This is a genomic window from Neisseria sp. P0007.S010 (genome assembly GCF_051962875.1).
Taxonomy (GTDB): domain Bacteria; phylum Pseudomonadota; class Gammaproteobacteria; order Burkholderiales; family Neisseriaceae; genus Neisseria; species Neisseria subflava_A.
Window position 1 is genome coordinate 1 of record NZ_JBQCUX010000019.1, and the last position, 15,760, is coordinate 15,760.

Sequence of the window (15,760 nt, forward strand, 5' to 3'; positions counted from 1 at the left end):
TTTTACCATGGTCAACGTGACCGATGGTGCCAACGTTTACGTGCGGTTTGCTACGTTCAAATTTTTCCTTAGCCATGAGCTAATTCCTTTACATATAAAGATCGATTAAAGAACAATGGCCGTCTGAAAATTTATTTTCAGTTTCAGACGGTCTTTTCTGATTAGCCTTTGCGGGCTTCAGTTACAGCAGCAGCTACGTGAGCAGGAGCTTCAGCGTATTTTTTGAACTCCATGGAGTAAGTAGCGCGACCTTGGGTTGCAGAACGCAGGTCGGTTGAGTAACCGAACATTTCTGCCAGAGGTACTTCGGCACGGACTTTTTTACCGCCGATACCGTCATCATCCATACCCAATACAACGCCACGACGACGGTTCAAGTCGCCCATTACGTCACCCATGTATTCTTCAGGGGTTTCCACTTCAACTGCCATGATTGGCTCAAGCAGAGCAGGATTGGCTTTACGCATACCTTCTTTAAAGGCTTGAGAAGCAGCCAATTCGAACGCCAGTTGAGAGGAGTCAACGTCGTGTGAAGAACCGAAGATCAAACGTACGCGTACGTCAACTACTGGGTAACCTGCAACGATACCGTTAGGCAGGGTATCGCGGATACCTTTATCGACAGACGGAATGAATTCGCGAGGAATCACACCACCTTTAATTTCGTCGATAAATTCGTAACCTGCACCACCCGGCTCCATAGGTTCCATTTTGATCACAACGTGACCGTATTGACCTTTACCACCGGATTGTTTAGCGTGTTTGTATTCAGCTTCAACTTCTTTGCGGATAGTTTCACGGTATGCAACTTGAGGCGCACCAATGTTAGCTTCCACACCGAATTCGCGTTTCATACGATCAACAATAATTTCCAAGTGCAATTCACCCATACCGGAAATAATGGTTTGACCGGATTCTTCGTCTGTACGAACGCGGAAAGAAGGGTCTTCTTTCGCCAGACGGTTCAGGGCGATACCCATTTTCTCTTGGTCGGCTTTGGTTTTTGGTTCAACAGCAATGTGAATTACCGGCTCAGGGAATTCCATGCGTTCCAAGATGATTGGTGCGCTTTCAGCACACAGGGTTTCACCAGTGGTAACGTCTTTAAGACCGATCGCAGCTGCAATATCACCAGCGCGTACTTCTTCAATTTCAGTACGGTCTGCAGCAGTCATTTGCACCAGACGACCGATACGTTCGCGAGTACCTTTTACTGAGTTCAATACGGTATCACCGGATTTCACAACACCAGAGTAAACGCGGATGAAAGTCAACTGACCAACGTATTTATCGTTCAACATTTTGAACGCCAATGCAGAGAATTTCTCTTCATCGCTGGCTTGACGGCTGTCGGCTTCTTCAGTGTTAGGGTTAACACCTTGAACTGGAGGAATGTCGGTAGGAGCAGGCAGCAATTCTACAACTGCATCCAACATACGTTGAACACCTTTGTTTTTAAATGCTGAACCGCACAACATTGGTTGAATTTCACCAGCCAAAGTACGTTGACGCAATGCGCCTACGATTTCTTCTTCAGTCAGCTCATCACCGCCCAAGTATTTATCCATCAATTCTTCGCTGGCTTCTGCTGCAGCTTCAATCATGTTTTGGCGCCATTCTTCAGCAGTCTCAACCAATTCAGCAGGAATATCGCCATAGGTAAAGGTTGTACCTTTATCGGCTTCATTCCAAATAATGGATTTCATTTTCAACAGGTCAACAACACCGCTGAAGCTGTCTTCCGCACCAACCGGAATCACGATAGGTACTGGGTTTGCGCGCAAACGGGTTTTCATTTGCTCAACAACGCGGAAGAAGTTGGCACCTTGACGGTCCATTTTGTTTACAAATGCCAAGCGAGGTACTTGGTATTTATTAGCTTGACGCCATACGGTTTCAGATTGAGGTTGAACACCGCCTACTGCACAGTAAACCATTACTGCGCCGTCCAATACACGCATAGAACGCTCTACCTCTACGGTAAAGTCAACGTGTCCCGGGGTGTCGATGATGTTGAAACGGTGCTCAGGGAACTGTTTCGCCATACCGGACCAATAAGAAGTCACAGCAGCAGAAGTAATGGTAATACCACGCTCTTGCTCTTGTTCCATGTAGTCGGTAGTAGCCGCGCCGTCATGCACTTCGCCCAATTTATGAGTCAAACCTGTATAGAACAAAATACGTTCTGTTGTGGTTGTTTTACCCGCGTCAATATGGGCAGAAATACCGATATTGCGATACAGGCTGATAGGGGTCTTACGAGCCATTTTGTTAGCCTTTCGATATTAGAAACGGAAGTGAGAGAATGCTTTGTTAGCTTCAGCCATGCGGTGTACTTCTTCACGTTTTTTCAACGCACCGCCACGACCTTCAGCCGCATCAATCAGTTCGCCTGCCAAACGCAGGTCCATAGATTTCTCACCACGTTTACGGGCCGCATCGCGAACCCAGCGCATTGCCAAAGCCAGACGACGTGAAGGACGAACTTCAACAGGAACTTGGTAGTTTGCACCACCTACACGGCGGCTTTTCACTTCCACGATAGGTTTGGCGTTTGCAATGGCTTCGTTAAACACTTCGATTGCTACTTTGCCGGTTTTTTTCTCAATTTGTTCCAGCGCACCGTAAACGATACGTTCTGCAACAGATTTTTTACCGTCAATCATCAATACGTTCATGAATTTAGTCAGCTCAACGCTGCCGAATTTAGGATCTGGCAGTACGTCGCGCTTAGGGACTTCTCTACGTCTTGGCATTTTAATTTCCTTTAATCTATTCAGTTGGGTCAATTCCCATGAATACCCAATTGAGCATTCACTTACTCGGCCGTTATTCAGCTTAGGCGGCCGACGTGCCTATTTGAGTCCCGATAATTATTTAGGACGCTTAGCACCGTATTTAGAACGGGCTTGTTTACGGTCTTTAACACCTGCAGTATCCAAAGAACCGCGTACAGTGTGGTAACGTACACCTGGCAAGTCTTTTACACGACCGCCGCGAATCAATACGACGCTGTGCTCTTGCAGGTTGTGACCTTCACCGCCGATATATGAAATTACTTCAAAACCGTTAGTCAGGCGAACTTTACATACTTTACGCAATGCAGAGTTAGGTTTTTTAGGGGTAGTTGTGTATACACGGGTGCATACGCCACGTTTTTGCGGGCAAGCTTCCAGTGCAGGCACTTTGTTTACGTACACAGGCTTTTGACGGCCTTTGCGTACCAATTGGTTAATAGTTGGCATATTTTCTCGTCCTGTTGAGTTAAATACTTGCCGACACCATGTCGACAAGATTGGAATTATATTTTTATTGCAAGGGTTTAGTCAAGCAAATGACTGATAAAGTTTGGTGTTTTCCAATTTATGTCTAAATTTTAGAAACAAAGGTCGTCTGAAACATTCAGACGGCCTTTGCCATTTTAAATATGGTTCTCTACTTATTTTCTCCATTGCTTTCCTTATTTATTCAGACGGCCTTAAACTCCACCCTCTTTTAAGTCCTCTAAAAAATAAAACCGCAAGACTGGCTTGCGGTTTTATTTTCACAATAATCGCTCGGGATTATTCGTCTGAAGCTTCGGTTTCAGAAGTTTCTTGATCGGCTTGCTGCCATTGTTGATGACGGCTGCGGTGGTAGGTCAAACCTGTACCGGCAGGAATCAATCGACCGACAATCACGTTCTCTTTCAAACCGCGCAGCTCGTCTTGTTTGCCCATAATAGCAGCCTCGGTCAAGACGCGGGTTGTTTCTTGGAACGATGCCGCAGAAATGAAGCTGTCTGTAGACAAGGAAGCTTTGGTAATACCCAACAACACGTTTTCGTAACGTGCCGGCTCTTTGTCTTCAGCCATGGCTTTTTCATTGGCAAGCATCACATCGCCACGCTCAACTTGCTCACCGGTAATGAACTCTGTATCACCAGAATCGACAATGTTCACTCGACGCAACATTTGACGGATGATGACTTCGATGTGTTTATCGGAAATCTTCACACCTTGCAGGCGGTAAACCTCTTGCACCTCTTGAACAATGTAGCGAGCCAATGCTTCGATACCTTGCAGACGCAGAATGTCGTGTGGGTCTACGGCACCGTCTACGATGGTTTCACCGCGGTTTACCACTTGACCGTCATGTACCAAAATCTGTTTCTCTTTAGAAATCAGGGTTTCGTATGCTACACCGTCTACGTCGGTAATAATCAGACGCTGTTTACCTTTGGTTTCTTTACCGAAGGAAACGGTACCGGTAATTTCTGCCAACATACCTGCATCTTTCGGCACGCGTGCTTCAAACAATTCGGCTACGCGTGGCAGACCACCGGTAATATCGCGGGTTTTAGAAGACGCTTGTGGAATACGCGCCAACACATCACCCTTACCGACTTCCTGACCTTCACGAATGGTAATCACCGCACCGACCGGGAATGCCATAGAAACTGGGGTAGTCGTACCAGGAATGCAAATTTCCAGACCATTTTCATCCAACAGTTTGACAGTCGGACGCAACAGTTTAGAAGCACTAGAGGAACGACGTTTGCCGTCAATCACTACCAAAGTAGACAAACCAGTTACATCGTCGGTCTGTTTCGCAACGGTAACACCCTCTTCCACGTTTTCGAATTTCACCATACCTGCATGTTCGGTGATCATCGGACGGGTATGCGGATCCCAAGTTGCCAAGGTTTGACCAGCTTTAATGGCTTCGCCGTCTTGTACCAGCAGGATTGCACCGTAAGGTACTTTGTGACGTTCACGTTCGCGACCGATATCGTCGTGAATCACTACTTCACAAGAACGGCCAATGACAACCAACTCGCCTTTGTTGTTGGCAACATAACGCATTTGACTGCTGAAACGTGCTGTACCATTGGATTTAGCTTCTACTTGGCTGGCTGCCGCCGCACGAGATGCCGCACCACCAATGTGGAACGTACGCATGGTCAGCTGAGTACCTGGCTCACCAATGGATTGTGCAGCAATCACACCAACTGCCTCACCGGCGTTAACCAGTTTACCGCGTGCCAAGTCGCGACCATAACAGTGCGCACACAAGCCATGACGGGTTTTACAAGTAATCGGTGTACGGACTTTGACTTCATCGACACCGGATTGGTCGATCATATCTACCAGTTTCTCGGTCAACAATGTACCGGCTTCCACCAAAGTCTCGCCAGTCGAAGGATCGACAACATCAGAAGCAGTAACGCGGCCCAAAATACGCTCACGCAAAGCTTCAATTACGTCACCGCCTTGTACCACTGCTTTCATGACAAAGCCGTCTGAAGTACCGCAATCGTCTTCAACAACCACCAAGTCTTGGGTTACGTCTACCAAACGACGGGTCAAGTAACCGGAGTTTGCAGTTTTCAACGCGGTATCCGCCAAACCCTTACGCGCACCGTGGGTCGCAATAAAGTATTGCAATACGGTCAGGCCTTCGCGGAAGTTGGAGGTAATAGGCGTTTCAATAATGGAGCCGTCAGGTTTTGCCATCAAACCACGCATACCGGACAACTGTTTAATCTGAGCCGCAGAACCACGGGCACCAGAGTCGGCCATCATGTAAATAGAGTTGAAGGATTCTTGATCAACTTCGTTGCCGTCATGATCGATAACTTTTTGTTTGGACAGGTTGTCCATCATCGCTTTAGCGATCTTATCGCCGGCACGACCCCAAATATCGACTACTTTATTGTAACGTTCGCCGTTGGTTACCAAACCTTGACGGTATTGATCTTCGATTTCTTTAACTTCGGCATTAGCCTCAGCCAGCAAAGCTGCTTTTTCTTTCGGAATTTCCATATCGTCAACCGCAATGGAAATACCGCCTTTAGCCGCAAAACCGAAACCGGTGTACATCAAGTGGTCGGCGAAAATAACTGTGTCACGCAGGCCACACAGACGGAATGATGCGTTAATCAGTTTAGAAATTTCTTTTTTCTTCAGCGCTTTGTTGATGTACTCGAACGGAAGGCCTTTAGGCAAGATTTCGCTCAACAATGCACGGCCGACGGTTGTTTCGTAACGGTTAACGACAGGCTCAAACTCACCTGCTTCATTTTTTACCCATTCACGCAGACGTACGGTAATTTTCGTACCCAGTTCAACCTGTTTGGTATGGTATGCACGATGTACTTCTTTCACATCGGCAAACAGGCTGCCTTCGCCTTTGGCATTGATACGGTCGCGGGTCATGTAGTACAGACCCAATACGATATCTTGAGAAGGTACGATGATTGGTTCGCCGTTGGCTGGAGACAATACGTTGTTTGAAGCCAGCATCAGCGTGCGTGCTTCCATTTGTGCTTCCAAGCTCAATGGAACGTGTACAGCCATTTGGTCACCGTCAAAGTCGGCGTTAAATGCGGCACACACCAATGGGTGCAACTGAATCGCTTTACCTTCGATCAGGATAGGTTCGAACGCTTGAATACCCAAACGGTGCAAGGTTGGCGCACGGTTCAGCATAATCGGATGTTCGCGGATGACTTCTTCCAAGATATCCCATACTTCAGGTACTTCTTGCTCTACCAATTTTTTTGCAGCTTTAACGGTAGAAGCCAAACCTTGTTTTTCCAATTTGTGGAAAATGAATGGTTTGAACAGTTCCAAAGCCATTTTTTTCGGCAGACCACATTGGTGCAGACGCAGGTATGGGCCTACGGTAATCACGGAACGACCGGAGTAGTCCACACGTTTACCCAGCAGGTTTTGACGGAAGCGGCCGCCTTTACCTTTAATCATGTCTGCCAATGATTTCAGCGGACGTTTGTTGGCACCGGTCATGGCTTTACCGCGGCGGCCGTTATCCAACAGAGAGTCAACTGCTTCTTGCAACATACGTTTTTCGTTACGAACGATGATGTCAGGCGCATGCAATTCCAACAGACGTTTCAGACGGTTGTTACGGTTGATAACACGACGGTACAAATCGTTCAAATCGGAAGTGGCAAAACGACCGCCATCCAATGGAACCAACGGACGCAAATCAGGCGGCAATACCGGCAGCACATCCATAATCATCCATTCCAGTTTCATACCGGAACGGTGGAAGGCTTCCAATACTTTCAAACGTTTGGCGATTTTTTTGATTTTGGTGTCAGAACCGGTAGATTCCAGCTCTTGACGCAGGGTTTCGATTTCGCCGGTAATATCCAAGGTACGCAACAATTCACGGATACCTTCTGCACCCATTTTGGCATCGAAGTCGTCGCCGTATTCGTCCAGTTTGTTGTAGTAATCGTCTTCAGTCAGCAATTGACGGCGTTGCAACGGAGTCATGCCGGGATCGGTTACCACGAATGCTTCAAAGTACAATACGCGTTCGATATCACGCAACGTCATGTCCAATACCATACCCAGGCGGGAAGGCAGGGATTTTAAGAACCAGATGTGGGCAACAGGTGCAGCCAATTCGATATGGCCCATGCGTTCGCGGCGCACTTTGGACAGGGTAACTTCTACGCCACATTTTTCACAGGTTACGCCTTTAAATTTCAAGCGTTTGTATTTACCGCACAAACATTCATAGTCTTTGACCGGGCCAAAGATTTTGGCGCAGAACAAACCATCTCGCTCAGGTTTGAACGTACGGTAGTTGATGGTTTCAGGTTTTTTAACTTCGCCATAAGACCATGAGCGGATGGTTTCGGGAGAGGCAATACCGATTTTGATGGCATCAAACTCTTCTTCCATGCCGGCAGTTTGCAACGGATTAAATAAGTTCAACAAATTCATTTTTGCTCCTTGAAGGAAGTATTTTTACCGCATGGCGGATTTTCGATATTGGGAAACGGTACTTTTGATTTCAGACGGCCTAAATGCCGATTACTTCATTCTTATTCCGAAACCGCTTTTTCAGACGGCCTTAAAAGGCCGTCTGAAAACTTCTGTTTAGTAGCGTTCCAAATCGATATCCAAGCCCAGTGAGCGAATCTCTTTAACCAATACGTTGAAGGATTCAGGCATACCGGCATCGATTTTGTGTTCGCCTTTGACGATGTTTTCGTACATTTTGGTACGGCCGTTCACGTCGTCAGACTTCACTGTCAGCATCTCTTGCAGCGTGTATGCCGCGCCGTATGCTTCCAATGCCCAAACCTCCATCTCACCGAAACGTTGGCCACCGAACTGAGCTTTACCGCCCAGAGGCTGCTGGGTAACCAGACTGTATGGACCGGTAGAACGGGCGTGCATTTTTTCGTCAACCAAGTGGTGCAGTTTCAGATAGTGCATCACACCGACTGTAACCTTGCGGTCAAATGCTTCGCCTGAACGGCCGTCATACAGCGTGATTTGAGTTTTACTGTCATTGAAGCCCAGTTTCTCAACCTCAGGATCTTCGCTTGGGTAAGCCAAGTTCAACATTTCGCGGATTTCAGACTCTTTCGCACCATCGAATACAGGAGAGGCGAAAGATGCACCTTTACGCAGGTTGGAAGCCAATTCGATGATTTCTTCATCTGTCAGGCTGTCCAAATCTTCTTTCTTACCGCTACCGTTGTAGAGTTTGTTCAAGAATTCACGCAGCTCGCTGGCTTTGCGTTGCTCTTTCAGCATTCGGTCGATGCGTTCGCCGATACCTTTTGCCGCCCAACCCAAGTGAACTTCCAAAATCTGACCGATGTTCATACGGGAAGGTACGCCCAATGGGTTCAGTACGATGTCTACCGGACGGCCGTCAGCCATGTAAGGCATGTCTTCCACTGGCAGAATGCGTGATACCACGCCTTTGTTACCGTGGCGACCCGCCATTTTGTCACCGGCTTGCAGACGGCGTTTGATGGCGATAAATACTTTCACCATTTTTTGTACGCCTGGTTGCAGCTCATCGCCTTGGGTCAGTTTTTTCTTCTTGATCTCATACAACTCATCCGCTTCTTCGCGTTTTTGTTTCAGGCTCAATTTAATCAGTTCCAACTGTTTGGCCAAATCTTCGTCAGCCAGACGGATGTCAAACCAATCATGTTTGCTGGACAGGCTTGCCAAATATTCGGTAGTAATTTCGCTGCCTTTAGCCAGCTTCATCGGACCACCATTGGCTTTTTGACCAACAATCATACGCTCGATACGGTCGAATGCGTCATTATCGAAAATACGTAATTGATCGCCCAAATCTTGACGGTAACGTTTCAATTCAGAATCAATAATGGATTGAGCACGTTTGTCGCGTTGGATACCTTCACGAGTAAAGACTTGAACGTCGATAACGGTACCGCTCATGCCGGTAGGCATACGCAATGAAGTATCTTTTACATCAGATGCTTTTTCACCGAAGATGGCACGCAGCAGTTTTTCTTCAGGAGTCAGTTGGGTTTCGCCTTTAGGTGTTACTTTACCTACCAAGACGTCACCTGCTTCTACTTCTGCACCGATATACACGATACCGGATTCATCCAAACGGTTTTGCATACGCTCAGACAAGTTCGGAATATCGCGGGTAATGTCTTCCGCACCCAGTTTAGTGTCACGTGCGACAACGTTCAGCTCTTCAATGTGAATCGAAGTATAGCGGTCGTCTGCAGCCACTTTTTCTGAAATCAGAATCGAGTCTTCGTAGTTGTAACCGTTCCATGGCATGAAGGCGATGGTCATGTTTTGACCCAAAGCCAACTCGCCCAAGTCGGTAGATGCACCGTCGGCCACCAAGTCACCACGTTGCAACACATCGCCTGCTTTTACGGCCGGACGTTGGTTGATGTTGGTAGATTGGTTAGAACGGGTGAATTTAACCAAGTTATAAATATCGACACCCACTTCACCGGCAGTCGCTTCATCATCATGAACACGAACCACAACGCGGTTTGCATCTACATACTCAACCACACCACCACGGCGGGCAACGATTGCAGTTGCAGAGTCAACGGCAACAGAGCGCTCGATACCGGTACCAACCATCGGTTTTTCAGGGCGCAGACACGGTACGGCCTGACGTTGCATGTTGGCACCCATCAATGCACGGTTCGCGTCATCATGTTCCAAGAATGGAATCAGAGATGCTGCAACGGATACCACTTGACCGGTTGCCACGTCCATATATTGAACGCGGTCAGGCGTTGCCATAATGGTTTCGCCTTTTTCACGACAAGTGACCAAGTCGCCAATCAAATTACCATCTTTGTCCAAATCGGCATTTGCCTGTGCAATCACATAACGACCTTCTTCGATAGCAGACAAGTAGTCGATTTCTTCAGTTACTTTGCCATCGACAACACGGCGGTAAGGAGTTTCCAAGAAACCATAATCATTGGTACGCGCATAAACGGATAATGAGTTGATCAAACCAATGTTTGGACCCTCAGGTGTTTCAATAGGACATACACGGCCATAGTGGGTCGGATGTACGTCTCGCACCTCAAAGCCTGCACGTTCGCGAGTCAAACCGCCCGGGCCCAATGCAGATACACGGCGTTTATGGGTAACTTCAGACAATGGGTTGGTCTGATCCATAAATTGGCTCAATTGGCTGGAGCCGAAGAATTCTTTAATCGCAGCAGAAACAGGTTTCGCATTGATCAAGTCATGCGGCATCAAGTTCTCAGATTCTGCTTGGTTCAAACGCTCTTTAACTGCACGTTCTACACGAGCCAAACCGCTGCGGAATTGGTTTTCAGTCAACTCACCCACAGAACGAACACGACGATTACCCAAGTGGTCAATATCATCTACTTCGCCATGACCGTTACGCAGTTCAACCAATGTAGCAATGGAAGCAACGATGTCTTCAACGCTCAGAACGTAACCGCCTTTTTCAGATGCACCAGCCAAAGTTTCGTTCAGCAAACGGCCATACCAAGAATTTTGTTGTGCTTCAGACAGTTTTTGCTCGTATGTGCGCGTATTGAATTTCATACGGCCTACGCGAGACAAATCATAGCTGTCTTCACTGAAGAACAAGCGGTTGAAGAGCTGCTCAACAGCTTCTTCGGTAGGCGGTTCTCCAGGACGCATCATGCGGTAAATCGCTACGCGTGCAGCTTGCTGATCAGCAGTTTCATCTGTACGCAGAGTGCTGGAGATGTAACCGCCTTGATCCAATTCATTGATATAAAGGGTCGTAATTTCTTTTACACCATGGATATCAAGCTTAGCCAACAGTTCTTCTGTAATTTCATCGTTAGCAGAAGCCAATACTTCGCCGGTTTCCGGATCAATCAGGTCAGCAGCCAATGCTTTACCCAACAGGCTTTCTGGCTCTACATCCAGACGAGTCAAGCCTGCATTGGTAATATCACGGATATTTTTCGCAGTAATGCGTTTACCTTTGGCAACCAGTACATTGCCTTCTTTATCCAAGATATCAACTTTGGCAGTTTCACCTTTCAGACGGCCTGCAATCAGATCAGTTTGAACACCGTTTGAAGACAAATAGAAAGTTTCTTTGTCGTAGAAAATATCCAAAATTTGTTCATTGTTGTAGCCTAAAGCTTTCAACAAAATCGTAACCGGCATTTTACGGCGACGGTCGATACGGAAATACAGCAAATCTTTTGGATCAAATTCGAAATCTAACCATGAACCACGGTAAGGAATAATACGAGCAGAGAACAACAACTTACCGGAAGAATGTGTTTTACCACGGTCATGCTCAAAGAACACGCCAGGAGAACGATGCAGCTGGGAAACAATCACGCGCTCAGTACCATTGATAACAAAAGAGCCGCTTGGCGTCATCAATGGGATTTCGCCCATATACACTTCGTTTTCACGAACTTCTTTTACTGTCGGCTTAGATGCTTCTTTATCCAAAATCACCAAACGGATACGGGCACGCAATGGAGCCGCATAAGTAATGCCGCGTAATTGACATTCAGGAATATCGAACAAAGGCTCGCCCAATGTGTAATGCACAAACTCCAAACGCGCATAACCGTTATGGCTCACAATCGGGAAAATAGAATTAAATGCCGCTTGCAGACCATCATCAGTGCGTTGGTCAAAAGCATTTTCCAGCTGCAAAAATTTCGCATAAGAATCAATTTGGGTTGCCAGCAGGAAAGGAACATCTAAGACATTCTCTCGCTTTGCAAAACTCTTACGGATACGTTTTTTCTCGGTAAACGAATAGCTCATATACACTCCGAAAAGCAATTTTAAATAATAGGCCGTCTGAAACAACGGCATGCATCAACCTGATATTTACATTTATTTGCAATGATTTTATAAAGACTATGCAAATAAATGTAAACAATGTCTGATGCTTATTTTAAGAAGCAAAATAAGGCTGGCAGAAAACTGCCAGCCTTCATAGGAAGCATCAAATTATTTGATTTCGACTTTAGCGCCGGCTTCTTCCAGTTGTTTTTGGATGTCTTCAGCTTCAGCTTTAGAAACACCTTCTTTCAGAGTTTTAGGTGCACCGTCAACGATGTCTTTAGCTTCTTTCAGACCCAAGCCAGTGAGAGCGCGGACAACTTTAATCACGCCAACTTTTTGATCACCGGCAGAAGCCAAAACTACGTCAAATTCAGTTTTCTCTTCAGCAGCAGCTGCACCAGCACCTGCAGGACCTGCAACTGCAACTGCAGCAGCAGAAACGCCAAATTTTTCTTCAAAAGCTTTAACCAAGTCGTTCAATTCCATTACGGTCAAAGAACCAACGGCTTCCAAAATGTCTTCTTTAGTAATAGCCATGCTATTTATACTCCAAATATTGTATTAAAAAATAATTGATTAAATGAAACAAAATCGATTAAGCGGCTTCTTCGCCAGCTTTTTTCTCTGCCAAAGCAGCCAAACCACGTGCAAGGCCTGATACGGGAGCTTGCATAACGAACAACAGTTTGGACAACAGCTCTTCGCGGCTCGGAATAGAGGCCAACTCAGCAACCTGAGCAGCATCCATTACTTCGCCATTGTAAGAACCGGCTTTAACGATAATTTTGTCATCTTTTTTCGCGAATTGGTGCAGCACTTTAGCAGCAGCAACAGCATCTTCAGAAGCAGCATAAACCAATGGACCAACCATTTGATCGGCCAAATCTGCGAATGAAGTACCTTCTACTGCGCGACGAGCCAGAGTATTTTTCAGAACACGCAAGTAAACGCCTTCTTTACGTGCATTTGCACGAAGCTCAGTCATGCTGGAAACACTGATACCGCGATATTCAGCGACTACGAGAGTTTGAGCGTTAGCAATTGCTGCGCTAATTTCCTCTACGGCCACTTTCTTGGTTTCAATATTGAGACTCAAGGTCTACCTCCCACTGTTTATAAACAGGATACCGAAATAATATCCCACCAGCGCGGTAACCTAAAAAGACATCTTACAAGCAATCTTGCAATGTGTTTCAGGACTACCGTCTGCGTAGGGCAGTTACGATTAAATCTTACGATCCCTACGGTCTTGGACATCTACTTAATTTTAAGTAGCCCAAATTCAGGCAATCCAGAAAACCGAATCACCTGAAAATTTCTTAGTTGTTCACGCTTGCAGTATCAACGCGAACACCCAAACCCATAGTGCTGGATACAGCAACTTTTTTCAGGTACTGGCCTTTTGCAGCAGCAGGTTTGGCTTTAACGATAGCATCCAGCAGCGCATTGAAGTTTTCTTTCAAGTCAGCTTCAGCGAAAGAAGCACGACCGATAGTTGCATGAACGATACCGGCTTTATCTGTACGGTATTGTACTTGACCTGCTTTTGCATTTTTAACTGCTTCAGCAACGTTAGGAGTAACAGTACCTACTTTAGGGTTTGGCATCAAACCACGAGGACCCAAGATGGTACCCAATTGACCAACGATACGCATTGCATCAGGAGAAGCAATAACAACGTCAAAGTTCAGGTTACCAGCTTTGATTTCAGCGGCCAGATCTTCAAAACCGACAATATCTGCACCAGCTTCTTTAGCAGCATCTGCATTTGCACCTTGAGTAAATACAGCTACGCGAGTTGTTTTACCGGTACCTTTAGGCAGAACGACTGAACCACGGATAACTTGGTCAGATTTACGAGGATCAACGCCCAAGTTGAAAGATACATCAACAGACTCGTCAAATTTAGCAGTAGCAGCTTTTTTAACCAAAGCAATTGCTTCGTCGATTGCGTACAGTTTGTTAGCTTCAACAGAAGAGCGCAGAGCTTTCAAGCGTTTAGATACTTTAGCCATTATACAACACCCTCCACGTCCAAGCCCATTGAGCGAGCAGAACCTGCGATAGTACGAACAGCCGCATCCAAGTCAGCAGCAGTCAAATCAGGCTCTTTAGTTTTAGCAATTTCTTCCAACTGAGCGCGGGTCAATTTACCCACTTTGTTAGTCAGAGGATTAGAACTACCTTTTTGCAGACCAGCAGCTTTTTTCAACAAGATAGAAGCTGGTGGAGTTTTCATCACAAATGTAAATGATTTATCTGCAAATGCAGTAATCACGACTGGAATTGGCAAACCAGGTTCCATACCTTGGGTTGCAGCATTAAATGCTTTACAGAATTCCATGATGTTCAAACCACGCTGACCCAAAGCAGGACCAACTGGGGGAGATGGATTGGCTTTACCTGCAGGAATTTGCAGTTTGATGTAGCCGATAATTTTCTTTGCCACTTAAGGACTCCTAAAAACGGGTATAACGCGGAACCATTCCGCTTCCCAAACAGAATTTGCGATTATATCTGCTTAAAAAAAAATTTTCAAGCGAATTAAACCACTTAAATCTTTTCAACCTGACCGAACTCTAATTCAACCGGTGTTTCCCGACCAAAAATTTGAACTGAAACACGCAGTCTATTACGCTCGTAGTTAACTTCATCAACAATTCCATTGAAATCAGCAAATGGACCTTCATTCACACGAACCTGCTGACCCACTTCGAATTCAACTTTTGGTTTTGGCTTCTCAACACCTGTTTTGGCTTGTTGCAAAATAGCATCTGCATCTTTTTGAGAAATTGGGATTGGACGATTTCCGCTACCACCTACAAAGCCATTTACTCGAGGGGTACTCTTAACCAAATGCCATGAATCATCGGTCATTTCCATTTCAACCAGCACATAGCCTGGATAGAATTTACGCTCACTGATGGTTTTTCGGCCATTCTTGATGTCTACCACTTCCTCTACAGGAACGAGAATCTGACCGAAATATTCTTCCATGTTTTCACGAGTAATACGCTCTTTCAATGTTTTTTGAACATTTTTCTCGAAACCGGAATAGGCCTGTACCACATACCAACGCTTTGACATCTTTACCCTTTCCTATTTAATAAAACATCAAAAAACAACCATGAAATAATTGTATCTGCCGCATAAATGAAGGCTGCTAAAACTGCAACGAAGATAATCACAAATACAGTCATTTTAACCGCTTCATCACGACTCGGCCAAACTACCTTCTTAAACTCAGTCCAAGAGCTCTTAAAATATGCAAACAGACCTTCTTTCTTTTCAGGAGTCGGCTTATTACTTACCACAACTTCCTTTTTCTGATGGCCTTCTTTGCGTCCAGACGGATGTTCTGTCATCTTTACTCACTTATCAATACCCCACCCGCCTTCATTTTAGATAGCGGCATTGATCCATTAATTAATTCCAAATAATCTTAGAACTTAAGTACAAAAAAATTAACCGGCACAAGGCCGGTTAATTTTTTATTTGGCAGGCCAAGAGGGTCTCGAACCCCCAACCCTCGGTTTTGGAGACCGATACTCTACCAATTGAGCTATTGGCCTCTAAACTTAAGCGATTACAGAAGAAACCACACCCGCACCTACGGTACGACCACCTTCGCGAATCGCAAAGCGCAGACCTTCTTCCATAGC

11 protein-coding genes, 1 tRNA gene and 1 pseudogene are annotated in these 15,760 nt (G+C 45.9%); all 13 read right to left on the reverse strand.

The window, feature by feature from the left end; translation table 11 throughout:
- Positions 1-161 precede the first annotated feature (161 nt).
- A complete protein-coding gene (fusA, locus tag ACTHR7_RS10380; protein WP_036491326.1) occupies positions 162-2,267 on the reverse strand; it encodes an elongation factor G in 2,106 nt (701 codons plus the stop codon).
- A gap of 18 nt (positions 2,268-2,285) precedes the next feature.
- Positions 2,286-2,756 (reverse strand): 30S ribosomal protein S7, encoded by a 471-nt coding sequence (gene rpsG, locus ACTHR7_RS10385; protein WP_002240962.1) that lies wholly within the window; start codon positions 2,754-2,756, stop codon positions 2,286-2,288.
- A 117-nt stretch (positions 2,757-2,873) separates the two neighbouring features.
- The gene (rpsL, locus tag ACTHR7_RS10390; RefSeq protein WP_002218431.1) at positions 2,874-3,245 is read right to left on the reverse strand and encodes a 30S ribosomal protein S12; all 372 of its coding nucleotides are present in this window, start codon (positions 3,243-3,245) and stop codon (positions 2,874-2,876) included.
- A 318-nt stretch (positions 3,246-3,563) separates the two neighbouring features.
- Positions 3,564-7,739, reverse strand: coding sequence for a DNA-directed RNA polymerase subunit beta' (gene rpoC, locus ACTHR7_RS10395; RefSeq protein ID WP_440370770.1), 4,176 nt, complete (start codon positions 7,737-7,739; stop codon positions 3,564-3,566).
- Positions 7,740-7,895: 156 nt separating this feature from the next.
- On the reverse strand, positions 7,896-12,074 hold the full coding sequence (gene rpoB / locus ACTHR7_RS10400; protein WP_440370771.1) for a DNA-directed RNA polymerase subunit beta: 4,179 nt from the start codon (positions 12,072-12,074) through the stop codon (positions 7,896-7,898).
- Positions 12,075-12,263: 189 nt separating this feature from the next.
- Positions 12,264-12,635: a 50S ribosomal protein L7/L12 gene (rplL, locus tag ACTHR7_RS10405; RefSeq protein WP_070583257.1), complete on the reverse strand. Its 372-nt coding sequence runs from the start codon at positions 12,633-12,635 to the stop codon at positions 12,264-12,266.
- A gap of 58 nt (positions 12,636-12,693) precedes the next feature.
- Positions 12,694-13,194: a 50S ribosomal protein L10 gene (gene rplJ, locus ACTHR7_RS10410; protein WP_070461120.1), complete on the reverse strand. Its 501-nt coding sequence runs from the start codon at positions 13,192-13,194 to the stop codon at positions 12,694-12,696.
- Positions 13,195-13,417: 223 nt separating this feature from the next.
- On the reverse strand, positions 13,418-14,113 hold the full coding sequence (gene rplA / locus ACTHR7_RS10415; RefSeq protein ID WP_003677918.1) for a 50S ribosomal protein L1: 696 nt from the start codon (positions 14,111-14,113) through the stop codon (positions 13,418-13,420).
- Positions 14,113-14,547, reverse strand: coding sequence for a 50S ribosomal protein L11 (rplK, locus tag ACTHR7_RS10420; RefSeq protein WP_002220151.1), 435 nt, complete (start codon positions 14,545-14,547; stop codon positions 14,113-14,115). Before rplK ends, rplA begins: the two co-directional genes overlap by 1 nt.
- 104 nt (positions 14,548-14,651) lie before the next feature.
- Positions 14,652-15,185: a transcription termination/antitermination protein NusG gene (gene nusG, locus ACTHR7_RS10425; RefSeq protein ID WP_070461118.1), complete on the reverse strand. Its 534-nt coding sequence runs from the start codon at positions 15,183-15,185 to the stop codon at positions 14,652-14,654.
- 2 nt (positions 15,186-15,187) lie between these two features.
- Positions 15,188-15,463 carry a preprotein translocase subunit SecE gene (gene secE, locus ACTHR7_RS10430; protein ID WP_107867951.1) on the reverse strand — a complete coding sequence of 92 codons (276 nt, stop codon included), beginning with the start codon at positions 15,461-15,463 and terminating at the stop codon, positions 15,188-15,190.
- 131 nt (positions 15,464-15,594) lie between these two features.
- Positions 15,595-15,670 (reverse strand) — tRNA-Trp (locus tag ACTHR7_RS10435).
- Positions 15,671-15,676: 6 nt separating this feature from the next.
- Positions 15,677-15,760 (reverse strand): annotated as a pseudogene (locus ACTHR7_RS10440) (hypothetical protein); the annotation flags it as partial.

What these genes read in the sequence shown, in the direction of transcription:
- rpoC (WP_440370770.1), bottom strand. Translation starts at nt 7,739, where the DNA reads ATGAATTTGTTGAACTTATTTAATCCGTTGCAAACTGCCGGCATGGAA.
- rpoB (WP_440370771.1), bottom strand. Translation starts at nt 12,074, where the DNA reads ATGAGCTATTCGTTTACCGAGAAAAAACGTATCCGTAAGAGTTTTGCA.
- rplA (WP_003677918.1), bottom strand. Translation starts at nt 14,113, where the DNA reads ATGGCTAAAGTATCTAAACGCTTGAAAGCTCTGCGCTCTTCTGTTGAA.
- rpsG (WP_002240962.1), bottom strand. Translation starts at nt 2,756, where the DNA reads ATGCCAAGACGTAGAGAAGTCCCTAAGCGCGACGTACTGCCAGATCCT.
- rpsL (WP_002218431.1), bottom strand. Translation starts at nt 3,245, where the DNA reads ATGCCAACTATTAACCAATTGGTACGCAAAGGCCGTCAAAAGCCTGTG.
- rplL (WP_070583257.1), bottom strand. Translation starts at nt 12,635, where the DNA reads ATGGCTATTACTAAAGAAGACATTTTGGAAGCCGTTGGTTCTTTGACC.
- fusA (WP_036491326.1), bottom strand. Translation starts at nt 2,267, where the DNA reads ATGGCTCGTAAGACCCCTATCAGCCTGTATCGCAATATCGGTATTTCT.
- secE (WP_107867951.1), bottom strand. Translation starts at nt 15,463, where the DNA reads ATGACAGAACATCCGTCTGGACGCAAAGAAGGCCATCAGAAAAAGGAA.
- nusG (WP_070461118.1), bottom strand. Translation starts at nt 15,185, where the DNA reads ATGTCAAAGCGTTGGTATGTGGTACAGGCCTATTCCGGTTTCGAGAAA.